The 24,536-nt window shown below is 71.6% G+C and carries 17 protein-coding genes; 4 read left to right on the top strand and 13 right to left on the bottom strand.

Features of this window, described 5'->3' with window-relative positions; translation table 11 throughout:
• Positions 1–118 precede the first annotated feature (118 nt).
• The 4 genes from EJ357_RS30620 to EJ357_RS30605 all read right to left on the bottom strand — a co-directional run bounded on the left by EJ357_RS30620 (position 119) and on the right by EJ357_RS30605 (position 3,666).
• On the bottom strand, positions 119–442 hold the full coding sequence (locus EJ357_RS30620) for a hypothetical protein (protein WP_126394928.1): 324 nt from the start codon (positions 440–442) through the stop codon (positions 119–121).
• A complete protein-coding gene (locus EJ357_RS30615) occupies positions 439–807 on the bottom strand; it encodes a WhiB family transcriptional regulator (protein ID WP_126394927.1) in 369 nt (122 codons plus the stop codon). The genes EJ357_RS30620 and EJ357_RS30615 overlap by 4 nt, the downstream gene beginning before the upstream one ends.
• A gap of 174 nt (positions 808–981) precedes the next feature.
• Positions 982–1,302, bottom strand: a complete 321-nt coding sequence (locus EJ357_RS30610; RefSeq protein WP_175647588.1) for a hypothetical protein — start codon at positions 1,300–1,302, stop codon at positions 982–984.
• A gap of 165 nt (positions 1,303–1,467) precedes the next feature.
• On the bottom strand, positions 1,468–3,666 hold the full coding sequence (locus tag EJ357_RS30605; RefSeq protein WP_175647587.1) for an ATP-dependent DNA helicase UvrD2: 2,199 nt from the start codon (positions 3,664–3,666) through the stop codon (positions 1,468–1,470).
• Between the two features lie 184 nt (positions 3,667–3,850).
• Here EJ357_RS30605 and EJ357_RS30600 point away from each other — a divergent pair, with 184 nt between their 5' ends.
• Positions 3,851–4,093: a mycoredoxin gene (locus tag EJ357_RS30600; protein ID WP_126394924.1), complete on the top strand. Its 243-nt coding sequence runs from the start codon at positions 3,851–3,853 to the stop codon at positions 4,091–4,093.
• A gap of 44 nt (positions 4,094–4,137) precedes the next feature.
• On the opposite strand, the gene EJ357_RS30595 is transcribed toward EJ357_RS30600, so the two are convergent.
• From EJ357_RS30595 to EJ357_RS30570, 6 genes are all read right to left on the bottom strand, one after another.
• Positions 4,138–4,773 carry a class I SAM-dependent methyltransferase gene (locus EJ357_RS30595; RefSeq protein WP_126394923.1) on the bottom strand — a complete coding sequence of 212 codons (636 nt, stop codon included), beginning with the start codon at positions 4,771–4,773 and terminating at the stop codon, positions 4,138–4,140.
• 10 nt (positions 4,774–4,783) lie between these two features.
• Positions 4,784–5,725, bottom strand: coding sequence for an NAD(+) diphosphatase (gene nudC, locus EJ357_RS30590; RefSeq protein WP_175647586.1), 942 nt, complete (start codon positions 5,723–5,725; stop codon positions 4,784–4,786).
• Between the two features lie 156 nt (positions 5,726–5,881).
• Complete coding sequence (locus EJ357_RS30585; protein WP_126394922.1) at positions 5,882–7,285, bottom strand: dipeptidase; 1,404 nt, start codon at positions 7,283–7,285, stop codon at positions 5,882–5,884.
• A 10-nt stretch (positions 7,286–7,295) separates the two neighbouring features.
• Entirely contained in the window at positions 7,296–10,778 is a 3,483-nt protein-coding gene (locus tag EJ357_RS30580; protein ID WP_126394921.1) for an ATP-dependent DNA helicase, read from the bottom strand.
• A gap of 114 nt (positions 10,779–10,892) precedes the next feature.
• Entirely contained in the window at positions 10,893–14,330 is a 3,438-nt protein-coding gene (locus EJ357_RS30575; protein ID WP_126394920.1) for an ATP-dependent helicase, read from the bottom strand.
• Between the two features lie 257 nt (positions 14,331–14,587).
• Complete coding sequence (locus EJ357_RS30570) at positions 14,588–14,995, bottom strand: MGMT family protein (protein ID WP_126394919.1); 408 nt, start codon at positions 14,993–14,995, stop codon at positions 14,588–14,590.
• A gap of 186 nt (positions 14,996–15,181) precedes the next feature.
• Here EJ357_RS30570 and EJ357_RS30565 point away from each other — a divergent pair, with 186 nt between their 5' ends.
• The 3 genes from EJ357_RS30565 to EJ357_RS30555 all read left to right on the top strand — a co-directional run bounded on the left by EJ357_RS30565 (position 15,182) and on the right by EJ357_RS30555 (position 21,413).
• Positions 15,182–18,010, top strand: coding sequence for a lysylphosphatidylglycerol synthase transmembrane domain-containing protein (locus EJ357_RS30565; RefSeq protein ID WP_126394918.1), 2,829 nt, complete (start codon positions 15,182–15,184; stop codon positions 18,008–18,010).
• 172 nt (positions 18,011–18,182) lie between these two features.
• Positions 18,183–19,730 carry an alpha/beta hydrolase gene (locus tag EJ357_RS30560; protein WP_126394917.1) on the top strand — a complete coding sequence of 516 codons (1,548 nt, stop codon included), beginning with the start codon at positions 18,183–18,185 and terminating at the stop codon, positions 19,728–19,730.
• 135 nt (positions 19,731–19,865) lie between these two features.
• Positions 19,866–21,413, top strand: a complete 1,548-nt coding sequence (locus tag EJ357_RS30555; protein ID WP_126394916.1) for an alpha/beta hydrolase — start codon at positions 19,866–19,868, stop codon at positions 21,411–21,413.
• Between the two features lie 113 nt (positions 21,414–21,526).
• Here the strand turns inward: EJ357_RS30555 and moeZ are convergent, their stop codons facing one another.
• The 3 genes from moeZ to EJ357_RS30540 form a co-directional block, all read right to left on the bottom strand.
• Positions 21,527–22,705 carry an adenylyltransferase/sulfurtransferase MoeZ gene (gene moeZ, locus EJ357_RS30550; protein ID WP_126394915.1) on the bottom strand — a complete coding sequence of 393 codons (1,179 nt, stop codon included), beginning with the start codon at positions 22,703–22,705 and terminating at the stop codon, positions 21,527–21,529.
• Positions 22,706–22,768: 63 nt separating this feature from the next.
• Positions 22,769–23,545: a spherulation-specific family 4 protein gene (locus EJ357_RS30545; protein ID WP_126394914.1), complete on the bottom strand. Its 777-nt coding sequence runs from the start codon at positions 23,543–23,545 to the stop codon at positions 22,769–22,771.
• On the bottom strand, positions 23,533–24,528 hold the full coding sequence (locus tag EJ357_RS30540) for an NAD-dependent epimerase/dehydratase family protein (RefSeq protein WP_126394913.1): 996 nt from the start codon (positions 24,526–24,528) through the stop codon (positions 23,533–23,535). The genes EJ357_RS30545 and EJ357_RS30540 overlap by 13 nt, the downstream gene beginning before the upstream one ends.
• Positions 24,529–24,536: the final 8 nt, after the last annotated feature.

Below are 24,536 nucleotides of genomic sequence, written 5' to 3'. Positions count from 1 at the left end.
TCACCGCCGGATCTGCGGGTACAACGCACCGCGGGGGCCGGTCCGTTCGTACGGACCGGCCCCCGCGGGGAGCTACCGCCTCCCGGCTCGGGAGGCCACCGTCTGGCGGTGTGGTCGGTTACTGCATGACCGCCATGGCGAGCGCACGGCGGGCGCGCAGCGAGGCACGCTCGGCCCGGCGCTGCATGCGGCGAGCGGTCGCCAGGCGCATGGCCCGGCGTTCCTGCTCGGCCTCATGGTGTCGCTCGTGCATATGCGCACGTGCCAGGGCTTCTTGGATGAGTTGCATCTCTCGGTTCCTGTTCTGACGCGAGTCGTTCGCGCCATTCGTGGTGAAGTCTTCAGGCGCGGAGCCTGCGAGTTCGCGGGTGGACGGCTTCATCGGGGCCTGCTTCTGGGGGTCGTGCGTGAGGGGACGGTCGATCGTTCCTGCGGTGTTCATGCCGTGACCGGGTTCTTGCGCGGGCGACCACGCGGCCGCTTCCGGGCGACGACAACACCCTGGACGAACAGCTCGCCACCCCAGACGCCCCAGGGCTCACGCCGCTCCTTGGCGCCGGCGAGGCAGGCCTCGATCAGCGGGCAGGTGCGGCAGAGGGACTTGGCGTACTCGACGTCCGCCGGCGACTCGGCGAAGAAGACCTCCGGGTCGTAGGAGCGGCAGGGGACGGGTACGCCGAGGTTCTCGATGGCGTCGTCGAGCGCGGTGAGCGCAGTGAGCGGAGTCAAGGTGGAGTCCTCCGTGAGGCCGGGCTTGGGGATCACATCTGAAGGCGGTACGGACGGGGCGTGCGCTTCGAGTTGCACGGTTGGTCTTCCTCGTCTGTTCGTTCCGGCCCTGTTGGGCCGGGTGGCGGCTGGTACCGGGTCTTTCCTTGCCCGAGGCCCCTTCGCTCCGTCATCCCTGTCGGGGGACAAACAGAAGGGCCGCGGATCCCGGATGGGGTTCCGCGGCCCTGAAGGCGCCGGCCTGATCGACTGTCAGGCTGGATCACTCCAGGGTTCTGGCCCACGGAAGGCCCACATCTGGTGGTGCTGCGTCGTCCGGATTCCGGCACCGGTCGCCGTAAAGGCATAGGCCTGCGCCTTTGCCGTTACTGCCGCTTCCAGTGCCTTGGTCGGTCGCTCATTGCGCTCCCGAACGGGAAGGCCCGCGAGAGACACGGAGGACGCCGGACGCACGGCACGGATGCCGGACAGACCGGTGCCCTGGTTCGAGGCGCCGAGCATGCACAGGGAAGCGACGACCGAGCGATCGGTCATTTTGACGGTGCTGATGGAGCTGCTGTTGATGCTGATCACTGGACTCGCCTCCTCTCGGCGTCTCTGGGGACTGGGGTGAACCAGTCCGACGGGTATGCAAGTAGAACACGGAATTGGGGCCTCCGAGAAGGCCTCCGTTCCCGTGGCTAAGAACCTATGGGGATTGCTGGGGCATGCGCAAACTATTTTTTCGACGAGTTCGCATCATTCCCCCTCGACGCCCTCCTCAAGCTCCTGGCCTGCGCAGATGGCCAGCACATCGGCTCCGTATCGCTCGAGCTTGCGCTTGAGGACACCAGGGATGCGGGAAAGCTCAACCGGACTCGTGGGCTCCGCCTCGGCGATGGCCATCAGGGTCCTGTCCGTGAAGACACAGAAGTCCGGTTGCCCGCTGAGCCGCGCCTGGACCCCGCGCCACTCGCGGAGGCGTTCGTAGAGACCCTCGTCCATGTCGGAGGGGCAGTCCTCGCAGCGCATCAGCTTCATCTCGCCGGCGTCGGTGAGGGTGCGTCCGCAGACGCGGCAGCGGGCCGGGGTGCGCTGGGTGCGTCTCGGGGTGACGGCTTCCGGCCTGCTCGTGAACCCGCGCTCGATGCCTCCCGCGTTGCCGGCTGCGGTGCGGGAGGCGGTGGCGGTCGAACCGGGGCGCAGGCCGTCGAGGAAGCGGCTGGGGCGGCGGTTGGCCCGGCCGCCGGGCGCGCGGGTGAGCGCCCAGGAGACGTGGAGGTGCTCCCGGGCCCGCGTGACGCCGACGTAGAGGAGACGGCGTTCCTCCTCGACCTGCTCGTCGGTCTTCGCGTAGGTGATCGGCATCATGCCCTCGGCGACGCCGACCAGGAAGACGACGTCCCACTCCAGGCCCTTGGCCGAGTGCAGGGAGGCGAGGGTGACGCCCTGGACCGTCGGGGCGTGCTGGGCGTTCGCCCGCTCGTCGAGTTCCGCGACGAGGTCGGCGAGGGTGGCTCCGGGTCTGGCGGCGGCGAAGTCCTGGGCGAGGTTCACCAGGGCGGCCAGGGACTCCCAGCGCTCTCTGACGGCGCCGGAGCCGGCCGGGGGCTCGGTGGTCCAGCCCTCTCCCGACAGCACGGCACGTACCTGCGAGGGCAGGTCGACGGCGTCGTCGAGGAGCGAGTCGTTGCCGCCGAAGCGCGCCGCGCCGCGCAGGGCGATGCCCGCCTTGCGCACCTCGGGTCGGTCGAAGAACCGCTCGGCGCCTCTCAGCTGGTAGGGAATGCCCGCGTCGGCGAGGGCCTGCTCGTAGGTCTCGGACTGGGAGTTCGTGCGGAACAGGATGGCGATCTCGCTGGCCGGGACGCCGGAACCCATGAGTTCCCGAATGCGACGGGCGGCGCCCTCTGCCTCGGCGGGCTCGTCGGTGTACTCGCAGTAGACGGGTTCGGGGCCGGGGGTGCGCTGGGAGATCAGCTCCAGACGATGGTCGGCCGCGCGGCCCCGGGCCTGGGCGAGCAGGCCGTTGGCAAGGTGGACGACCTGGGGCGTGGAGCGGTAGTCGCGGACCAGCTTGACGACGGTGGCGCCGGGGTGGCGGGTGCGGAAGTCGAGCAGGTGGTCGGGTGTTGCTCCTGTGAACGAGTAGATCGTCTGGCTGGCGTCGCCGACCACGCACAGGTTGTCCCGCTCACCGAGCCACAGCTCGAGCAGGCGCTGCTGGAGCGGGCTGACGTCCTGGTACTCGTCGACCACGAAGTGCTGGTACTGGGAGCGGACCTGGTCGGCGATGTCGTGCCGGTCCTGCAGGATGCCGACGGTGAGCAGCAGGACGTCCTCGAAGTCGATGACCGAGCGGTCCCGCTTGAGGTCCTCGTAGACGTTGTAGATCTGGGCGGTCTCGGCCGCGTCGCGGGGGGCTTCACGGCCGGCCTTGGCGGCGGCGAGGGCGTAGTCGGCGGGGACCGTCTGGGTGACCTTGGACCACTCGATCTCGGCGGTGACGTCCCGCAGCTCGCCCCGGTCGAGGCGGATGCGGCAGGCGGCGGCCGCGTCGGCGACGAGCTGGATCTTGCGGTCGACGAGCCGGGGCATGGAGCCACCGATCGCTTTCGGCCAGAAGTACTGGAGCTGGCGCAGGGCGGCCGAGTGGAAGGTGCGGGCCTGTACCCCGGCGGCGCCGAGCTGGCGCAGCCGGCCGCGCATCTCTCCGGCGGCGCGGTTGGTGAAGGTGACGGCGAGCACGCTGGAGGGCTGGAGGATTCCGGCGCGCACCCCGTAGGCGATGCGGTGGGTGATGGCCCGGGTCTTGCCCGTGCCTGCGCCCGCGAGCACGCACACCGGTCCGTGCAGGGCGGTGGCCACCTCGCGCTGCTCGGGGTCGAGCCCTTCGAGCACCGCGTCGGCAGAGTCCGGTGCCTGCGGGAAGAGGGTGGAGTGCGTTGCTGCTGTCACACGGCCATGCTGCCAGGTCGCCGGAGACGGCTGTGCCGGTTGTCCACAGGCAGGCCTTGATAGTCGTACTAATGCGGCAGGCGTCACGTGGCCGGGCATACCCCAGGCGGGAATGGCGCTCCGGTCGCGTACGTTCCTCCACTGGACGATCTGTTCCCCGAGCCATCAAAGGAGCGCGCGAGACATGCAGGGCACTGTGACGATGTACAGCACGACGTGGTGCGGTTACTGCCAGCGGCTGAAGAAGCAGCTGGACCGCGAGGGCATCGCGTACACCGAGATCAACATCGAGCACGACCCCGCGTCCGCCGCGTTCGTCGAGAAGGCGAATGGCGGAAACCAGACGGTCCCGACGGTGCTCTTCGCGGACGGTTCCACGCTGACGAACCCGTCGCTGGCGCAGGTGAAGCAGAAGATCAGCGCGTAACCGCTGCGCGGGCGCGGTTGTCGGAAGGCGGTCCCTGAGGCACTTCAGGGGCCGCCTTCCTGCCGTACGTCCGGGGCGGGGGTGTCCGGGGCGTCCCACTCCAGCGTGTACCGCCACAGCAGCCGGCGCCGGAAGCGGCAGCCGGGCAGCAGGCTCCGCGCGGCCCTGCGAGCCTCGCCCCAGTGCATGGCCGAGTCCTGGACGGGCATTGCGGCCGGGCCCCTCTTGCCGCCCCTCAGCCATCTGGTGAGCATGCTCGGAGGCACACCGCAGCCACTGATCACCCAGTCCAGGGCGGTCTTGTTGTAGGCCATGCCGACGATCACCAGTCGGCCGCCCGGGGCGAGCAGCCGCACCAGGGCGCCGACCGCGTCCTCGAACCGCGCGTGGTGCACGACGGCGACCGCGCTGATGAAGTCGTACTTGCCCTCGGGGAGGGTCGCCCCGTCGAGGTAGTCCGCCTCCAGGAACGTGATGTTCCCGCGTGTCTGTGCGCGTGCCTGCCGGATCATCTCCGGTGAGCGGTCCACGCCCGTCACGGACGCGGCCTTCGTCGCGAGCTTGCGGGCGAGCAGCCCGTCCCCGCACCCCACGTCCAGCGCCGCGCGGCAGCCGTCCGGGACGGCGGCGAGTACTACGCGGTGGTAGTGGACGTTGTGGTTCCAGTACGGGTCGGGCATGCCCGACCCCTCAGACGCTGCGTGTCGGCAGCGGCTTGCCGTACCAGAGCTCGATCAGGCGGGCCGCGATCGAGATGCCGTACGGCGGCAGGACCTCGCCGGATTCGAAGGCGGCGCGCAGTTCCTCGCGGGAGAACCAGCGGGCCTCGTGGATCTCGTCGCCGTCGACGTCGACCTCGGTGGAGGTGGCCCGGGCCATGAAACCCAGCATGAGGCTGGACGGGAACGGCCAGGGCTGGCTGGCGACGTACTCGACCTGGCCGACGCAGACGCCGACCTCCTCGTAGACCTCGCGGCGCACCGTCTGCTCGATGGACTCGCCGGGCTCGACGAAGCCGGCGAGCGTCGAGAAGCGGCCCTCGGGCCAGTGGACCTGGCGGCCGAGGAGGATGCGGTCGTCCTCGTCGGTGACGGCCATGATCACGGCGGGGTCGGTGCGCGGGTAGTGCTCGGCGCCGCAGGCCGAGCAGCGGCGGATGTGGCCGGCGGCTGCGATCACGGTGCGCTCACCGCAGCGGGAGCAGAAGCGATGGGTGCGCTGCCAGTTCTCCAGGCCGACGGCGTGCACCATCAGGCCCACGTCGCGCGGCGACAGCAGCAGGCCCGCCTCGCGCAGGCCGGCCGCGCGCGCGGACTGGTCGATACGGCCGGGCAGCGCGTCCTTCTGCAGGGCGAAGTAGCTGACGCCGTCCTCGTCGATACCGAGGAAGTAGCGGTGCGCCTCGGTGAGGGGAGCCTCGAAGGAGGGGGTCATGACGAGTTCGGTGCGCCCGTCAGCCGTCTCGTCGATGAGGACCTGACCGCCGGAGACCACGAAGCAGCGGGTCGTGGGGTGGCTCCACGCCGCCGCGAGCCAGGCCTCGTCGAGCCGGTGGTGTGCGGCGCGGTCGATGCCGCTGGGGGCGGTGAGGGAGATGGGTCGGTCGGCGGTGTGGTCGGTCCAGGTGGTCACGGGTGCTTCCAACTCCCCCAGTGAAACGGTGTACTTCGGCGGGCGGATCGGCGGGACGTAGGACGGGAGGCGGCCGGGTGCGGTAGGGCTCGCCGGTGCGGGGCGGCCTTTTCAGTGTGCCCCGCGCGCGGCGCCGCCCCGGACGGCCTCGATGACTCAGGGCGCATGGCGCCAGCTCGCGGCGAGATCGCCCCACAAGTACGCGGTGGTCTCGACACCCTTGAGGAGCAGGGCCAGCTCGACCTTCTCGTTCGGGGCGTGCCAGCCGTCGGAGGGGACGGAGATGCCGAGGAAGAGCACGGGCGCCCCGAGGACGTCCTGGAGGTCGGCCGCGGGCCCCGAGCCGCCCTCGCGCGTGAAGCGGACCGGGCGCTCGAAGGCGCGGCCCATGGCGCGTACGACGGACTGCAGGGCGGGGTGGTCCAGGGGCGTCAGGCACGGGCGCGTGGCCCCGCTGAAGGTGATCTCGCAGCGGATTCCGGCGGGAACCTGGTCGGCCACCCAGGCGCGGACGGCCTTCTCGATGTGGTCGGGGTCCTGCCCCGCGACCAGCCGGAAGGAGAGCTTCACCATGGCGGAGGACGGGATGATCGTCTTGCTGCCGGGGCCCTGGTAACCGCCGCCGATGCCGTTGACCTCGGCGGTGGGGCGGGCCCAGATGCGCTCCAGGGTGGTGTGCCCGGCCTCGCCGTGGGTGGCGTACGACTTGGCGGTGCGCAGCCACTGCTGCTCGTCGAAGGGCAGCTCGGCGAAGAGCTCGCGCTCGCGGTCGGTCAGGTCGACGACGCCGTCGTAGAAGCCCGGGATCGCCACGCGCGCGTGCTCGTCGTGCAGGGCGGCGACCAGGCGGGCGGCGGCGGTCGCCGGGTTGGGGACCGCTCCGCCGAAGGAGCCGGAGTGGACGTCCTGGTCGGGGCCGTGCAGATGGACCTCGCACTCGGCGAGGCCGCGCATGCCGGTGCACACGGTGGGGGTGTCCTCGGACCACATGCCGGTGTCGGACACGATCACGGCGTCGGCCGCGAGCCGCTCGGCGTGCTCCTCGACGAGCGCGCGGAAGTGCGGTGAACCGGACTCCTCCTCGCCCTCGATCAGTAGCTTGAGGTTGACGGCCGGGGCGGTGCGGCCGGTGGTGGCGAGGTGGGCGCGGACACCGAGTGTGTGGAAGAACACCTGGCCCTTGTCGTCGGCCGCCCCGCGCGCGTAGAGGCGTCCTTCGCGGACGACGGGGTCGAAGGGCTCGCTGTCCCAGCCGTCCTCGCGGGCGGCGGGCTGCACGTCATGGTGGCCGTAGACGAGCACCGTGGGCGCCTCGGGGTCGTCGGAGGGCCACTCGGCGAAGACGGCGGGCGCGCCCGGCGTCGGCCAGACCTCGGCGGTCGGGAAGCCGGTCTCCTTGAGCTTGGCGGCGAGCCAGTCGGCGCTGCGGCGTACATCGGGAGCGTGGTCCGGCTGGGCCGACACGGACGGGATGCGCAGCCACTCGGCGAGCTCGTCGAGGAAGGCGGCGCGATGCTGCTCGATGTACGTGCGGACGGCGCTGTCCGGGGTCTGGCTCATGGTCACGAGCCTATCGGCCCGCACCGACATCCTGGTTGGGCGGTTCCTCACAGTTCGCCTCCGCGACCGGCTCCTCGGTCAGCAGCCGTTCCAGTGCCGCCCGGTCCGGCAGGACCTCCGGGCGCACGACCTCGCCGTCGCGGACGTACAGGAACACGGCGTTGACCGACTCCAGGGGCACACCCTGCTGCTCGGCCCACGCGAGCCGGTAGAGGGCTAGCTGGAGCGGGTCGGCGGTTCGGGCGCGGTTGGTCTTCCAGTCGACGATCTCGTACGTCGCCCCGTCGCCGTCGCCCTCCTTGTAGACGGCGTCGATACGGCCCCGTACGACACGGCTGGCGATCGCGAGCTGGAAGGGGGCCTCGACCCGGTACGGCGTGCGGTGCGCGTACTCGGTGCGCTCGAAGGCGTCCTTGAGGGCTTCCAGGTCGCGTTCGTCGGCGATCTCGGTCTCGCTGCCGGGCAGGTCCTCCGGCTCCAGCATGGGCAGCGTCAGCTCTTCGAAGCGGGCCTCGACCCAGGCGTGGAATCGGGTGCCCTGGCGTGCGGCGGGTTGTGGGGGGCGCGGCATGGGGCGCGCGAGTTCCTGCGCGAGTCCGTCCGGGTCGGCGGCCAGGCGCAGCAGCTGGGACGCGGTCAGCGACGCGGGCAGGGGTACGTCCGTGACGCTCGCGCGGGCGCGCAGGAGCTCCCCGGTGAGGGCGTCGAGGTCGCGGTCCCAGGAGGCGATGGTCCGGGCCTCTTCCGGGGTGAGGGAGTCCGGTTCCGTGAGGTGGGGGCGGGCGAGGGGTTCGGCGGGTGGTTCCGGGGACGTCGCCTGATGCGGGATGGCCGGGCGGTCGGGGCGGTCGGTGGTCCAGGAGTCCCAGTCGCCGGAGTCCTCCTCGGTGAGCTCGTCGCTGAACACCTCGTCGTCCGGTGGCGGAGGCCAGTCCGGGTCGTCGTACGTGTCCGGGTCGTGCGTCGCGGCGGGGTGGCCGTCCTCGTCGGAGGTGAGGTTCTCCAGGTGGGCCAGGACGGCCTCCGCGGCCGCGCGTCGTCGGGCCAGGGCGGGCTCGTCGAGGGGCAGGGGCCACACCTGGTCGGCGTTCTCCCGGTGCAGGGCCGGGTTCTCCTCGTCCTCGGCGGGCTCGTCGGCCCAGGCCTCGATCTCGCCGTAGCCGGCCACGCAGTGGTCGTACAGGGCCCGCAGGAAGTCGGAGGGTCCGCGTGGCTTCTTCTGGCTGGGGCCCCACCAGTGGCCGGAGCCGAGGAGCAGGGAGCGGGGGCGGGTGAAGGTGACGTAGCCGAGGCGGAGTTCCTCGGTGTGCTGGTGGTCCTTCATGTCCTCCTGGAAGGTCTTCAGACCTCGGGAGTCCCAGGAGGTGACGTCGGGGAGCGTGTCGGCGTCACCGCGCAGCTCGTGCGGCAGCACCTTGGCCTGGGCGGTCCACTTCTCGCGCCCCTTGGTGCTGGGGAAGGCGCCGGTGACCAGGCCGGGGACGGCTACGACGTCCCACTCCAGGCCCTTGGACTTGTGCGCGGTGAGCACCTTGACGGTGTTCTCGCCGCCGGGGAGGGCGTTGTCGAGGCCCTTCTCGTACTGGGCGGCGGTGCGCAGGAAGGCGAGGAAGGCGAGCAGGGTCGCCTCGTTGTCGCCGGCGGCGAACGAGGCGGCGATGTCGAGGAAGTTCGACAGGGTCTCGCGGCGGCGGGCGGCCAGGGCGTGCGGGGACGCCGAGAGCTCCACTTCCAGGCCGGTGACGGCCAGGACGCGGTGCAGGACGTCCATCAGCGGGTCGGACAGGGAGCGGCGCAGGTCGCGCAGTTCGGTGGCCAGGCGGGCGAACCGTACGCGCGCGTCCGGCGAGAAGGGCAGGCCGTCGTCGTCCCTGTCGCCGTCCAGCGGCGTCTCCAGGAACGTGTCGAGTGCGTCCGCGAGCGAGATCACCTCGGCCGGGTCGACGCCCTCGACCGCCTCGGCGAGCCGACGGTCCGGGTCGTCGTCGCCCTCCACGCGCGCGTGGGACACCAGCAGCCGTGCGCGACGCCCCAGGAGGGCGAGGTCGCGCGGGCCGATGCGCCAGCGCGGGCCGGTCAGCAGGCGGACCAGGGCGGCGTTGGCACCGGGATCCTGGAGCACCTCGCAGACCGCGACAAGGTCGGCGACCTCAGGCAGATGGAGCAGCCCGGACAGACCGACCACCTCGACGGGGACGTCCCGGGCGACGAGCGCGCCCTGGATCTCGGCGAAGTCGGTCGCCGTTCGGCAGAGCACGGCGATCTCGCCCGGTGCCTTCCCGGTGTTCACGAGATGGGCGATGGAGTCGGCGATCCAGTCCATCTCCTCGGCGTGGGTGGGCAGCAGCGCGCAGCGGACGGTGCCGTCGCGCTCTGCTCCGGGGGCCGGCCGGAGGGCCTCCACGCCCGCGTGCATGGCGCGCAGAGGCTCCGCGAGGCCGTTGGCGAGGTCGAGGAGGCGGCCGCCGCTGCGGCGGTTCTCGCTGAGCGCCTGGCGGGCGGCGGGGCGGCCGTCGGCGTGGGCGAAGTGCTCGGGGAAGTCGTCGAGGTTGGCGACGGAGGCACCGCGCCAGCCGTAGATCGCCTGGCAGGGGTCGCCCACGGCGGTCACGGGGTGACCGGTGCCGTCCCCGAACAGGCCCGCCAGGAGGACGCGTTGGGCGACGGACGTGTCCTGGTACTCGTCCAGGAGGACCACGCGGAACTCGTCGCGCAGGATGCGGCCCACCTCGGAGATCCGGGCGAGCCGTGCCGAGAGCGCGATCTGGTCTCCGAAGTCGAGGAGGTCGCGCTCGCGCTTGGCCGCCCGGTAGCGGACCACCAGCTCGGCGAGCTCGCGGCGCGCCGCGGCCGTCTCGGGGACCTTGCGCAGATCGGCGTTGCTGAGCCTGGTGCCCTGGAGAGTGAGCAGCAGCTCGGCGTCGTACGCCCGCAGGGCCTCGGGCCGTACGAGGTGTTCGGCGAGCTCGGCGTCGAGGTTGAGGAGGTCGCTGACCAGGTCCGCGAAGGAGCGGGTGAGGGCCGGGTACGGGCCCGGGGCCTCGCGCAACACGCGCGCGGCGAGCTGGTAGCGGGTGGCGTCGGCGAGCAGCCGGGAGGTCGGTTCGAGGCCGATGCGCAGGCCGTGGTCGGTCAGCAGGCGGCCCGCGAAGGCGTGGTACGTCGAGATCACCGGCTCGCCCGGCGGGTTGTCCGGGTCGATGACGTCGGGGTCGGTGACGCCGGCCTTGACGAGCGCCTTGCGGACACGCTCGGCGAGTTCACCGGCGGCCTTGTTGGTGAAGGTCAGGCCGAGGACCTGTTCGGGGGCGACCTGGCCTGTACCGACCAGCCACACCACGCGGGCCGCCATCACCGTCGTCTTGCCCGATCCGGCTCCGGCCACGATCACCTGCGGGGCGGGCGGCGCGATGATGCAGGCCGTCTGCTCCGGAGTGAACGGGATGCCGAGGAGCTCCTTGAGCTGATCGGGATCGGTGATACGGGCGGACACCTCAGAGAGGCTAGCGGCGGGCACTGACAGTGGATGCCGGATCTGCCCTCGGGCCGGGAGAAGCGCAGGTCAGCACGGGAGGTGCGATCGATCACTCCGCTTGCTGACGATGCGTTACTCGACCACGTGCCGCCCTTCGGGCCGCGCACTGCACGACGCCCGGAACGCGCAGTGTGTGCAGTGCTGGCCCGCGCTGGGCGAGAACCGCTCGTCGAGCACCTTGCCTGCCGCCGTGGCCAGCAGCTCGCCGACCCACTCCCCCTCGGCGCCTTCCAAGGGCTCCTGCCCCTGCACCTTGGGCAGCGTCTCGCCGCCGTCCCGTTGGGCGGCGCCCTGACGCAGCTGGACGAGTTCGGCACCGCCCGGCTCGGGTCGTACGCCGTCGAAGGCCTCGTCGACGGCACCCTCGTGGACGGCGAGCTGATAGACGGCGAGCTGCGGGTGGCGGGCCACCTCGGCCGCACTGGGGGCCTGCTTGCCGGTCTTGAAGTCGACGACGTAGGCGCGTCCCTCGCCGTCGGTCTCGACGCGGTCCATCTGGCCGCGGATGCGCACCTCGTAGTCGCCCGCTTCAAGGGTGACGTCGAAGTCGTGCTCACTGGCCACCGGTGTGCGTCCCGCGCGGTCCATGACGTGCCACTTCAGGAAGCGTTCGAGCGCCGCGCGCGCGTGGTCCTTCTCCTGCGCCGACTTCCACGGCGCGTCGAAGGCGAGCGCGTTCCACACGGAGTCGAGGCGCTCCATGAGGACGGCGAGGTCGGCCGGGGTGCGGCCGGAGGCGACCTCGTCGGCGAGGACGTGCACCACGTTGCCGAAGCCCTGGGCGGCGGTGGCGGGCGCGTCGGCCTTCACCTCGCGGCCCAGGAACCATTGCAGGGCACAGGTGTTGGCGAGCTGGTCGAGGGCGCTTCCGGAGAGCACGACGGGCTGGTCGCGGTTGCGCAGCGGCACCTTGGACTCGGTCGGCTCGAACATCCCCCACCAGCGGTAGGGGTGCGCGGACGGGACCAGCGGGCGGCCGTCCTCGTCGGCGAGCGCGGCCAGCCGGGCCAGTCGGCGGGCGGCGGCCTCCCTCAGGGCGTCCGACACGCGCGGGTCGACCGTCGTGGCCCGCAGCTCGGCGACGAGCGCGGCGACGGAGAGCGGGCGGCGCGGGCGGCCCGTCACGTCCCTCGGCTCCACGCCGAGTTCGGTGAGGAAGCGGGAGGGCTGGTCGCCGTCGTCGGCCGGGGCCTTCACCGCCGTGACGACCAGACGTTCACGCGCGCGTGTGGCCGCGACGTAGAACAGGCGGCGCTCCTCCGCCAGCAGCGCCCCCGGGGTGAGCGGTTCGGCGAGTCCGTCGCGGCCGATGCGGTCGGCCTCCAGGAGGGAGCCGCGGCGGCGCAGGTCCGGCCACAGCCCCTCCTGGACGCCGGCGACGACGACCAGGCGCCACTCGAGGCCCTTGGAACGGTGCGCGGTCATCAGGCGCACGGCGTCGGGGCGGACGGCACGCCGCGTGAGGGTGTCGGCGGCGATGTCCTCGGCCTCGATCTCCTCCAGGAAGTTCAGGGTGCCCCGGCCGCCGGTGCGCTCCTCCGCGCGGGCCGCCGTCGCGAACAGCGCGCATACGGCGTCCAGGTCACGGTCGGCGTTACGGCCGGCCGCTCCGCCGCGACGGGCCGTCCGCTCCAGGCGCGCAGGCCACGGCGTGCCCTCCCACAGGTCCCACAGCGCCTCCTCGGCCGTACCGCCGGCCGCGAGGCGCTCACGGGCCTTGCGGAGCAGCGCGCCGAGGCGCTGGGCGCCACGCGCGTACGTGGGGTCGTGCACCGCGAGCCGCTCCGGCTCGGCCAGCGCCCGCGCGAGCAGCTCGTCCGAGGGCGGCGGCAAGGCGTTGCCCCCGGCCCGCTCCTCGTCACGCAGGGCCCGCCCGAGGCGGCGCAGGTCGGCGGCGTCCATGCCGGCGAGGGGGGAGGCGAGCAGGGTGAGTGCGGTCTCGGTGTCGAGCCAGGACGACTCCGGTTCCTCGGCCTCCTCGGCTTCCTCGGTCTCCTCCGGCTCGTCCGATTCCTCCAGCCCCTCCAGCTCCTCCGTCCCCTCGGCGGATGTCTCCTCCTCGGGACGTACCAAAGCCTCTGCCTCGCCCACCGAAGCCCCCGCCGTCGCCACCGCGGTCTCCGCCATGGCCACCGCCCGCAAGGCCGTCAGCAGGGGTGCCACGGCCGGCTCGTGCCGCAGGGGCAGGTCGTCGCCGTCGATGTCCAGCGGCACCCCGGCGGCCGTGAGCGCTCGGCGCACCGTCGGGATCGTGCGCGACCCCGCACGCACCAGGACGGCCATCTCGCCCCAGGGCACACCGTCCTCCAGATGGGCCCTGCGCAGGATGTCGGCGATGTTGTCCAGCTCGGTGCCGGGCGTCGGGCAGGTGAAGACCTCGACGCGGCCGCCCTCGCGGACCGGGGCGAGCTCCCGGTGGGCACGCACCTTCTCCGCCGGGAGCCGGGTCAGCGGCATGCGCTGGGTCAGCAGCCGGGTCGCGGACAGCAGGGCGGCGCCGGAGCGGCGGGAGGTGCGCAGGACCTCGACGGGCGCGGGGCGGCCGTCCGCGCGCGGGAAGATCTGCGGGAACTCCAGGATGCCGTTCACGTCGGCGCCCCGGAACGCGTAGATCGACTGGTCGGGGTCGCCGAAGGCGACCAGGGTGCGGCCGCCGCCGGCGAAGGCGCGCAGCAGCCGTACCTGGGCCGGATCGGTGTCCTGGTACTCGTCGACGTACACGGCGTCGTACTGCGCCGCGAGCCGCTGAGCGGTCTCGGGGCGGCGGGCGAGGAGCACCGCGCGGTGGACCAGTTCGGCGTAGTCCAGCACGCCCTGCATGTCGAGCACGTCGAGGTACTCGGCGAGGAAGGCGGCCGCGGCCCGCCAGTCGGGGCGGCCGATGCGGCGGGCGAAGGCGTCCAGGGCGTCGGGGCCGAGGCCCAGCTCACGGCTGCGGGCGAGGACCGCGCGAACCTCGTCGGCGAAGCCGCGGGTGGTCAGGCAGGCACGCAGCTCGTCCGGCCAGCGCACATGCGCGAGGCCCAGCCGCTCCAGTTCGGGCTGGCCCGCGAGCAGGCCCCGCACGGTCACGTCCTGCTCCGGGCCGGACAGCAGCCGCAGTGGCTCCGCGAACAGGTCGCTGTCCTGGTGGGCCCGGACCAGGGCGTAGCAGAAGGAGTGGAACGTGGTCGCCTGGGGCGCGCGTGCCGCCCCTATGCGCAGTGCCATGCGGTCGCGCAGCTCCACGGCGGCCTTGCGGCTGAAGGTCAGCACCAGGATGCGCTCGGGGTCGCCGCCGCGGGCGATGCGCGCCGCCACGGACTCGGTGAGGGTGGTGGTCTTTCCGGTGCCCGGACCTGCGAGAACGAGCAACGGGCCGGCCCTGTGGTCAACCACGGCGCGCTGTGCGGCGTCCAGAGAAGGGGGAGCCACTCGCACCGCAGGGGTACGCACCAGCCGGTAAGCGCCACGGCTCCCCTGTCGCACCTGGGAGTGCGACAGGCGCCTGGTGGAGGAAGAGGAGCTCACGTGGTTCGCCGGTCCTGGTGGGTGTGCTGGTGGGCCGCCCCTCGCGCGTGGAGGGCGGTGGCCGCGGGGTGAGGGGGACACGCGCAGCTGACGCTACGCCGAGGGGTGGTGCGGAAGCAGAGCTTCCGGTTCATCCCTCGGGGCACTCGTGCCACGTGCGCCCCTCGCCTCACGAACGTACGTCATGCCACGGACGTGCCCCGTTTCCCCCGTACGGATCACAGGTCACACCGAGGACCGTCGGATGGCGGAAGCTGTCAGGTGTGACCCTGTGCGCGTCCGCCGCCGTCCCAGCGCGCCCGCTTCATGTCGAGGCGCGGCAGGTGGCCCTCGGCAGCCCTGCCCGCCTCCTTCAGGGGCGTGCCCTCCGCCCGGTAGTGCTCCAGCGCTCTCAGCTCGTGGCCCGGCAGCAGGACCCCGTCCGCGCGGACCACCCGCCACCACGGCACGGCTCCTCCGTAGAGGGCCATCGCTCTGCCGACCTGGCGGGGCCCGCCCTCCTCCAGCCACTCCGCGACGTCCCCGTACGTCATGACGCGCCCCGGCGGGATCAGGTCGGCGACCTCGAGGACGCGCTCGGCGTACGCGGGCAGCGCGTCCGGGTGCTCCTCGTGGGCGTTCTCGTACGCCGGGCGGGCGTCGTACGGGAGGCTCTCCTCACTCATCCGCCCCATCCTGCCCCACCCCACCGACAATGTGACGAGTTCGCCACTGTGCGTATCCCTCGCCCCGGGGCGACGCTTCCGGCAGACTGTGCGCCCCCGCATTTGCACCCTGATGCCCCCGTGTGTCGGTGGGGCATGCCACCATCATGCGGGCGGTGACTGGTGATACGAGATCAAGAAGAGACGATGAAGCAGCAGGGTGCGCACCCGGAGGACACGGAGAGCACCTCTGACGCTTCGTCGCGCCCGGGCACCGCGAACGCCGGGACGACGGACAGCGGCGAGAGTGACGACCGCGCCGAGAAGGACGGCGGCGAGAGCGGCGGCGACACGCGGCACGAGGCGGAAAAGGGCGCCGGCACGACCGACGCCGACCCCAAGGGCGTCGAGGAGAAGGCCGCGGACGACGTCGAGGAGACGCACGTCGACGAGGTGGAGGGCGACGAACCGCTGCTCCCCGCGCGCGTGCATCGTCCGTCCGACCTGATGCGGCTCCTCGTGGGCGTACTGGGGATCGTCCTGCTGCTCGCGATCGCCGCGTTCGCGCACGGCACCACCTCGGGTCTCGAGCAGGACATCAACAAGGGCACCGGACAGGCGCCCGACGTGTTCAGCAAGATGGCCGGGCTGGTCTCCAGCATCGCGATCCTCCTGGTGCCGGTCGCCTTCGCGATCGAGCGGCTGATCAAGCGGGACGGATTGCGCATCGCCGACGGCGTCCTCGCGGCCGTCCTCGCGCACGGTGTGACGCTCGCCACCGACCTGTGGGTCGCGCGGGCCGCCCCTGAGTCCATCCGGGACGCGCTGACCCAGCCCTCGCCCGGTGACGTCGGCTCCCTCACGGACCCGGTGCACGGGTACCTCGCGCCGGTCATCGCGTACATGACGGCCGTGGGCATGTCCCGCAGACCCCGCTGGCGTGCGGTCCTGTGGGCGGTACTGGTCCTGTACGCCTTCTCCATGCTGGTCACCGGCTACACCACGCCGTTCTCGATCATCCTGACGCTGCTGATCGGCTGGACCGTCGCCTACGGCACGCTGTACGCGGTCGGCTCGCCCAACGTGCGGCCCACCGGACGGACCCTGATGGCGGGCCTGCGGCACGTCGGCTTCCGCCCGGTGAGCGCGGCCCGCGAGGAGGTCTCCGACACCCAGGAGACCGGTGACCGCGGCCGGCGCTACTTCGTCACCCTCGAGGACGGTCCGCCGCTGGACGTGACGGTGGTCGACCGGGAGCAGCAGGCGCAGGGCTTCTTCTATCGCGCGTGGCGCAATCTGACGCTGCGCGGCTTCGCCACCCGCAGCAGTCTGCAGTCGCTGCGCCAGGCACTGGAGCAGGAGGCGCTCCTCGCCTACGCGGCCATCGCGGCCGGCGCCAACGCGCCCAAGCTGATCGCCACCTCGGAACTCGGCCCGGACGCCGTGATGCTCGTCTACGAGCACACCGGCGGCCACACCCTGGACTCGCTGCCGGACGAGGAGATCACCGACGACCTGCTGCGCGGCACCTGGCACCAGGTCAAGGCGTTGCAGTCCCGGCGCATCGCGCACCGCAGGCTGGTGGGTGACGCGATTCTGGTGGATCGTTCCGGCAAAGTGATCATCACAGATCTGCGCATCGGCGAGATCGCGGCCAACAATCTGCTGCTGCGGATGGACATCTCGCAGCTCCTGGTGACGCTCGGCCTGCGGGTCGGCGCCGAACGGGCGGTGGCCTCGGCGGTGAGCGTGCTCGGACCCGACGCCGTGGCCGACTGTCTGCCGATGCTGCAGCCCATCGCGCTGAGCCGCTCCACGCGCGCGACGCTGCGCCGACTCGCCCGGGAACGCGCCCAGCGCGAGCGCGAGGCGGTCCTGGAGGCGTCCCGGCACGCCAAGCAGGTCCGCAGCGAGGAGGCCACGGACGACGCCGGGACCGTACTCGACAAGCCGGACAAGAAGACCGTACGGGCGCAGGCGCGGGCCGATAAGCGGGCCATCGACGAGGCCCTGGACGAAGCGCGCGAGGAGGACCTGCTCACACAGATCCGCCACGAGGTGCTGCTGATCAGGCCGCAGGCGCCCGTCGAACCGGCCCGCCTGGAGCGGGTGCGGCCACGCACCCTGATGAGCTTCATCGCCGGCGCCATCGCCGCCTACTTCCTGCTGACGCAGCTCACCCACATCGAGTTCGGCCCGCTGGTCGCCAACGCCCAGTGGGGGTGGGTGGCCGCGGCCGTGCTGTTCTCGGCGGGCAGCTACCTCGCGGCCGCCATGGCGCTGCTGGGTTTCGTGCCCGAGCGGGTGCCGTTCCGGCGGACCGTGGTGGCGCAGGTCGCCGGGTCGTTCGTGAAGATCGTCGCGCCGGCCGCGGTCGGTGGCGTCGCCCTGAACACGCGCTTCCTGCAGCGCGCGGGAGTGCGGCCGGGGCTCGCGGTGGCGAGCGTCGGCGCGTCGCAGCTGTTCGGGCTCGGCTGCCACATCCTGATGCTGCTGGCCTTCGGCTATCTCACCGGCACCGAGAAGACGCCGTCGCTGTCGCCGTCCCGGACCGTCATCGCGGGCCTGCTGACGGTGGCGGTCCTGGTGCTGGTGGTGACCTCGGTGCCGTTCCTGCGGAAATTCGTCGTCACGCGCGTGAGGTCGTTGTTCGCGGGTGTCGTGCCGCGCATGCTCGACGTGCTCCAGCGGCCGCAGAAGCTGGTCACCGGCATCGGCGGCATGCTCCTGCTGACCGCCTGCTTCGTGATGTGCCTGGACGCCTCGATCCGGGCCTTCGGCAGCGAGAGCACGTCGCTCAGCCTCGCCAGCGTCGCCGTCGTCTTCCTCGCGGGCAACGCGCTCGGCTCGGCGGCCCCGACCCCGGGCGGCGTGGGCGCCGTGGACGTGACCCTGACCGTCGGTCTGATCGCCGTGGGCCTGCCCAGCGAGGTCGCCGCACCCGCGGTGCTGCTGTTCCGCATGCTGACGCTGTGGCTGCCGGTGCTGCCCGGCTGGCTCGCCTTCAACCACCTGACCCGCAAGGGCGCGCTGTAGCGCGAGCTGGCGCTCGGGGAACCCAGGCGCCCGTGCGGGACACCCAGGCGTCTTTGCCGTACGAGGAGCAGGGCGCCGTACGGTCCAAAGGCACGGAAGAGGTGAGGCGCCGCGGTACCTCGGACGGCCCGCGCCCCGAGCGCCCCACCACGGACGAACGCAGGATGGGACCATGGCGAACCCACCCCGGACGCGTGCCGCCGCCCTGGCCGCCACCGCTCTGCTGCTGACCTCCGCGCTGGCCGGCTGCGGCGAGGACGACCCCGGGGACGAGGACCTGACCACCCAGGAGCTGAGCTGGAAGGACTGCCCTGCTCCCTCCCAGGCACAGGGCGGCGGGGGCAGCCCGTCGCCGCTGCCGGACGACGGCGCCTGGCAGTGCGCCACGATGAAGGCGCCCCGCGACTGGAGGGAACCCAAGGGCGACACGATCGGCATCGAACTGATCAGGGTGAAGGCCGTCGGCGACGCGAACCGACGCATCGGCTCGCTGATCTTCAACTTCGGCGGACCCGGCGCCTCGGGCGTCACCACCCTGCCCTCCGCCGCCGAGGGCTACGAGAAGCTACGCACCCGCTACGACCTGGTGAGCTTCGATCCGCGCGGGGTCGGCCGCAGCGAGCCCGTACTGTGCGAGAACGACCAGCAGCTCGACGCCTCCCTGCAACAGGACGGGACGCCTGACGACGCCGCCGAGCGGACCGAGCTGCTGGACGGCACCAAGGAGTTCAACGCGGCGTGCGAGAAGAACTCCAAGGAGATGCTGCCGCATGTGCGCACCACCGACGCGGCCCGTGACCTGGACCTGATGCGCCAGGTCCTCGGCGACGACAAGCTGCACTACTTCGGCATCTCGTACGGCACCGAACTCGGCGGCGTCTACGCCCACTTGTTCCCGAAGAACGTGGGCCGCGCCGTTTTCGACGCAGTCGTCGATCCGACGAAGAACCCCGAGCAGAACTCGCTCGCGCAGGCCGGGGGTTTTCAGCTCGCGCTGGACAACTTCGCCGAGGACTGCACCTCCAAGGCCGAGGGCTGCCCGATCGGCGACACCCCGCAGGACGTCAAGGACCGCATCGCCAAGCTGCTGAAGGACCTCGACAGCAAACCGATCCAGGGCATCTTCCCGCGCGAGCTGACCCAGACCGCCGCGACCTCCGGCATCCTGGCAGCTCTGTACTCGAAGGACTTCTGGGAGTACCTCACCCAGGGCCTTGTGGAGGCGTACGACGGTGACGGCGGCACCCTGATGCTGCTGGCGGACTCGAACAACGGACGCCGGGAGAACGGCGAGTACAGCAATCTCATCCCGGCCAACGTGTCGATCAACTGCGCCGACCAGAAGCCCCGCTACACAGCCGGGTACGTGGAGCGGAGGCTGCCCGCCTTCCGGGCCGCGTCGAACCTGTTCGGCGACTACATGGCCTGGGCCATGGTCGGTTGCACCGACTGGTCCGTGGCGGGCGCCGCCGACCATCCCGACGTCAGCGCGCCCGGCTCGGCACCGATCCTCGTCGTGGGCAACACGGGCGACCCGGCCACGCCGTACGAGGGCGCGCGAAGCATGGTCCAGGCGCTGGGCAAGGGGGTGGGCGTCGAGCTGACGTACAAGGGCCAGGGACACGGGGCGTACAACAGCAAGAACAAGTGCGTGCAGGACGCGGTGAACGGTTACCTGCTGGACGGGAAGGTGCCGACGGCGGGGAGCGTCTGCTCCTGAGACAGAGCACGCATCCCGCAAAGCCGCAGGTCAAAGAGTTATCCACAGGCCGCAACGGCCCTTTCGTGATCCGCCTACTATGGCCTGACCGCCATCCGTGGCACGGTGCGGACGGCCTGCGAGGGGGGAATTGACATGGCGCGTTTTGTACGGTGGACGGCCCTGACGGCCGCCGCCGCGCTGCTGGTGACGGGCTGCAGCGGCGGCTCTTCCGACAGCGGCGAGGCCGACGGGAAACCGAACGGGTCGGGTTCACCGGCCACGTCCGCCGACGCGGCGACCCCGCTGCCCTCCTCGCTGACCTCACAGAAACTCGACTGGGAGCGCTGCAGGGCCACCGGGGACTCCCCCGCGCCCGGAGACGAGTGGCAGTGCGCCACGCTCAAGACCCCGCTGGACTGGGCGGAACCGGAAGGCAGGACGATCGACCTCGCGCTGATCCGCGCCAAGGCCACCGGCGACGACCGCATCGGCTCGCTCCTGTTCAACTTCGGCGGCCCCGGCGGCTCAGGGGTTTCCACCCTGCCGTGGTTCGCCACCAGCGCGTCCGAGCTGGGCGAGCGGTACGACCTGGTGAGCTGGGACCCGCGCGGGGTGGGCGCGAGTGAAGGCGTCCGCTGCCGCAGCGACAAGGAGATCGAGGCCTCCGAGTCCGTCGACATCACGCCGGACACCCCTGCCGAGGAGACCGCGTACTTCCGGGACGCCGCCGCCTTCGGCCAGGGCTGCCAGAAGTCCGCGGGCAATCTGATGGCGCATGTGTCGACCACCGACACCGCCCGCGACATGGACCTGATGCGCCAGGTCCTCGGCGACAGGAAGACCCACTACTTCGGCGTCTCCTACGGCACCGAACTCGGCGGCGTCTACGCCCACTTGTTCCCGAAGAACGTGGGGCGCCTGATCCTGGACGCGGTCGCCGACCCGAGCGCCGACTCGGAAGGGCACGCCGAGAACCAGGCTCGGGGCTTCCAGCGCGCCCTCGACAACTACCTCGAGTCCACCGGCCAGGACGCCGAAGCGGGCACGCGGAAGATCGTGGACCTGCTGAAGCGGATCGACGCCAACCCGATGCCGACGTCCTCCGATCGGAAGCTCACGGAGACACTCGCGCTCATCGGCCTCATCAGGCCGCTGTACAGCGAGGCGAGCTGGCCGACGCTGACGAGCGCCCTGGCGGCGGCCGAACAGGGCGACGGCTCGGGACTCCTGTCGCTCGCCGACGACTACAACGACCGCGACGCCTCGGGGAACTACGCCACGGGGACCCACTCCCAACGGGTCATATCGTGCCTGGACGACAAGCAGCGGCCGACGGTCGAGGAGATGAAGAAGCTGCTGCCACGGTTCGAAAAGGTCTCACCGGTGTTCGGCCCCATGCTGGGCTGGGACACGGCCGGCTGGTGCCACGACTGGCCGGTGGCCGGTCAGTACGACACCCCGGAGGTGAGCGCGCCGGGTGCGGCACCGATCCTGCTGGTCGGCAACACCGGCGACCCGGCGACGCCCTACGAGGGCACCCGGAGGATGGCGGACGAGCTGGGCAAGGGTGTGGGCGTGATGATCACGTGGAAGGGCGAGGGCCACTCCGCGTACGGGAAGGGCAGCGACTGCGTCGACTCCACGGTGAACGCGTATCTGCTGCAGGGGACGGTCCCGAAGGACGGCAAGGTCTGCTCATGACGGCGGCGGGGGCCTCGGGCACCCGTGGTGCGCGAAGCCCCCGCCGTCGGAGTGAGGCCCGCCCGTCCACCGGCGAGGCTGCCCGCTCGGTAGACCGGCTTGTGCGGCTCGAATCAGTAGACCGGCTTGTGCGGCTCGATCTGGTTGACCCACCCGATCACGCCGCCGCCCACGTGCACGGCGTCGGAGAAGCCCGCGGACTTCAGGACCGCGAGGACCTCCGCACTGCGGACACCCGTCTTGCAGTGCAAGACGATCTTCTTGTCCTGCGGGAGACCCTCCAGGGCGGTGCCCATGAGGAACTCGTTCTTCGGGATCAGCTTGGCGCCGGGGATCGAGACGATCTCGTACTCGTTGATCTCGCGGACGTCGATGATCTCGATGTTCTCGCCGTCGTCGATCCACTCCTTGAGCTGCTTGGGAGTGATCGTGGAGCCGGCGGCCGCCTCCTGGGCCTCCTCGGAGACGACGCCGCAGAAGGCCTCGTAGTCGATGAGCTCGGTGACGGTCGGGTTCTCGCCGCAGACCGCGCAGTTGGGGTCCTTGCGGACCTTGACCTGCCGGTACTGCATCTCGAGGGCGTCGTAGATCATCAGGCGGCCGACCAGCGGCTCACCGGTGCCGGTGAGGACCTTGATGGCCTCGGTGACCTGGATGGAGCCGATGGACGCGCACAGCACGCCCAGCACGCCGCCCTCGGCGCAGGAGGGGACCATGCCCGGCGGCGGAGGCTCCGGGTAGAGGCAGCGGTAGCAGGGGCCGTGCTCGGACCAGAAGACCGAGGCCTGGCCGTCGAAGCGGTAGATCGAGCCCCAGACGTACGGCTTGTTGAGCAGCACGCAGGCGTCGTTGACCAGGTAGCGGGTCGCGAAGTTGTCCGTGCCGTCGACGATCAGGTCGTACTGGCTGAAGATGTCCATCACGTTGTCGGCCTCGAGCCGCTCCTCGTGAAGGATCACGTTCACGTACGGGTTGATACCGAGGACGGAGTCGCGCGCGGACTCGGCCTTGGAGCGGCCGATGTCGGCCTGGCTGTGGATGATCTGGCGCTGCAGGTTCGACTCGTCGACCTCGTCGAACTCCACGATGCCGAGCGTGCCGACGCCCGCGGCGGCCAGGTACATCAGCGCCGGCGAGCCCAGGCCACCGGCGCCCACAGCCAGCACCTTGGCGTTCTTCAGCCGCTTCTGCCCGTCCATCCCCACGTCGGGGATGATCAGGTGGCGGGAGTACCTGCGAACCTCGTCTACGGTGAGCTCGGGGGCGGGCTCGACCAGGGGTGGCAGCGACACGGGGACTCCGTTGGTCGGTCGATCACTACAATTGTTCTCCCCGTAACACTGCCATGGGCTTTTTCATTCCGAGACACCTGTTCCGATCCGCGAGACGATTTCGTCCCAGTAGCCGGGCATGGTCTCCCAGGGGTCGGTGCAGCCGCGGTCCGTGCGGTCGGTGAACCAGAGGGTCGCGGCGCCCTGCCAGCGGGCGATGCGCAGTGCTTCGTCGAGGTGGCCGAGGGGCACACCGTGGACGAAGTGGCAGAAGCGGTCGGGTGGGTAGTCGGCCGTCCACTCCGCCACCTGCGACCAGCGGTAGTCGCTCCACGAACCCTGGAAGGTGACCAGCTGGTCGGCGCACTCGACGTAGCCGGGGTGCGGGTGGGTGCCATGGCCGAGGACGATGTGGGCCTTGTCACGCAGTGCGCGCAGTGTGGTGGCCGCGCGACGGATCTCGGGCAGCGCGGCGCCGTCGGTCGGGCAGCGGTCCAGGAGGAAGCCGTCGACCCGGTACCAGTCGAGGTACCGGTGCGCCTCGGAGATCACCTCCCCGAAGGCACGCGCGCCGGAGGCCGTGCCGATATGCGCCGTGCCGAGGCGGGCCGTGTCGAGATGGCCGAGCACGCGCACTCCCGCGGTGCGGAGCCGTTCCACGGCCTGCAGGCAGTGCGGGTCGGGGCGGGCGCCCGGGCCGTCGGCGACGTTCAGGGCGACCCAGTGCACCGGGGTGCCGGGACGGGTGAGTTCGCCCCACTCGGTGGGGGCGAGCAGGGGGTGTGCGTAGCCGGGGATGCCGAGGCCGGTGCGGAGGTCTGTGCTCGATGTGGTCGGTGTGGTGCCGCTCAGATACGGCATGCCGCCTCCATCCAGATGTCACCCAGGGATTCTTCGAGGTTGATGCGGGGGCGCCAGCCGAGCCGGTCGCGGGCGGTGCGCACGTCGGCCTGCTGCCAGCTGCCGCAGCCGTCGGGGTACGGGTACGCGGCCGGGCTCGCGTGTCCCGGATGGGCCGCGTGCCCCCCGTGGGACATGTGGTCCGATTCGGCGCGGGGGTGGCCGATGGTGGGCCGCAACGGGCCGGGCGGGCCGTCGAGTTCGTGGAGGGCACCGCCGTATCCGGCCACGCGGGCGAGGACCGCGGCGGCGTCACGCAGGCGGACGGCGCGGCCGGAGCCGATATTGATGACGCCCTGCGCCGCGGAGAGCGAGGCGGCGTGGACGGCACGGGCCACGTCGCGGACGTCGATGAAGTCGCGCTGGGCGCCGAGGCCGGTGAGCTTGAGCTCGCCGTCGCCTGACTGCATGGCGCGGCGCATGGCCTCGGCGAGGCGGCCGAGAGGGGAGCCGGCGGGGGTGCCGGGGCCCGCGGGCGAGAAGACCCTCAGGACCACGGCGTCGAGGCCGGAGCCCAGGACCAGTTCGGTGGCGGCGAGTTTGCTGACGCCGTACGGGCCGCCGGGGCGGGGGACGGCGTCCTCGGCCGTGGAGGAACCGGGCTGGCTCGGGCCGTACTCGGCGCCGCAGCCGATCTGGACGAGACGGGCACCGCAGCCGCTGCGACGCAGCGCCTCGCAGACGGTGGCGACGGCGACGGTGTTGTGGCGGGTGAGTTCACGGGCACCGCCTCGGGTGGCGCCGGCGCAGTTGATGACGACACCGGGGTGGACCGCGTCGAGGAAGCGGGTGAGGGCGCCTGGGCTGCCGGATGCGAGGTCGAAGCGGACATCGGCGTCGTCGCCGCGGCCCAGCGCGGTGAGTTGGACGGCGGGGTCGGCGAGGAGACGGTCGGCCACGAAGCGGCCGAGGTAGCCGTTGGCTCCGATCAGCAGAACTCTCATCGGGCGGC

It is taken from the genome of Streptomyces cyaneochromogenes, from assembly GCF_003963535.1.
Taxonomy (GTDB): domain Bacteria; phylum Actinomycetota; class Actinomycetes; order Streptomycetales; family Streptomycetaceae; genus Streptomyces; species Streptomyces shaanxiensis.
This window is presented reverse-complemented; position numbering and strand designations above follow the sequence as displayed.

Bases quoted from the DNA above. Each gene is read 5' to 3' on its own strand.
- EJ357_RS30585 (WP_126394922.1), bottom strand. From the start codon at position 7,285: ATGAGCCAGACCCCGGACAGCGCCGTCCGCACGTACATCGAGCAGCAT.
- EJ357_RS30565 (WP_126394918.1), top strand. From the start codon at position 15,182: ATGAAGCAGCAGGGTGCGCACCCGGAGGACACGGAGAGCACCTCTGAC.
- EJ357_RS30620 (WP_126394928.1), bottom strand. From the start codon at position 442: ATGAACACCGCAGGAACGATCGACCGTCCCCTCACGCACGACCCCCAG.
- EJ357_RS30555 (WP_126394916.1), top strand. From the start codon at position 19,866: ATGGCGCGTTTTGTACGGTGGACGGCCCTGACGGCCGCCGCCGCGCTG.
- EJ357_RS30545 (WP_126394914.1), bottom strand. From the start codon at position 23,545: ATGCCGTATCTGAGCGGCACCACACCGACCACATCGAGCACAGACCTC.
- EJ357_RS30540 (WP_126394913.1), bottom strand. From the start codon at position 24,528: ATGAGAGTTCTGCTGATCGGAGCCAACGGCTACCTCGGCCGCTTCGTG.
- EJ357_RS30570 (WP_126394919.1), bottom strand. From the start codon at position 14,995: ATGAGTGAGGAGAGCCTCCCGTACGACGCCCGCCCGGCGTACGAGAAC.
- EJ357_RS30595 (WP_126394923.1), bottom strand. From the start codon at position 4,773: ATGCCCGACCCGTACTGGAACCACAACGTCCACTACCACCGCGTAGTA.
- EJ357_RS30560 (WP_126394917.1), top strand. From the start codon at position 18,183: ATGGCGAACCCACCCCGGACGCGTGCCGCCGCCCTGGCCGCCACCGCT.
- EJ357_RS30600 (WP_126394924.1), top strand. From the start codon at position 3,851: ATGCAGGGCACTGTGACGATGTACAGCACGACGTGGTGCGGTTACTGC.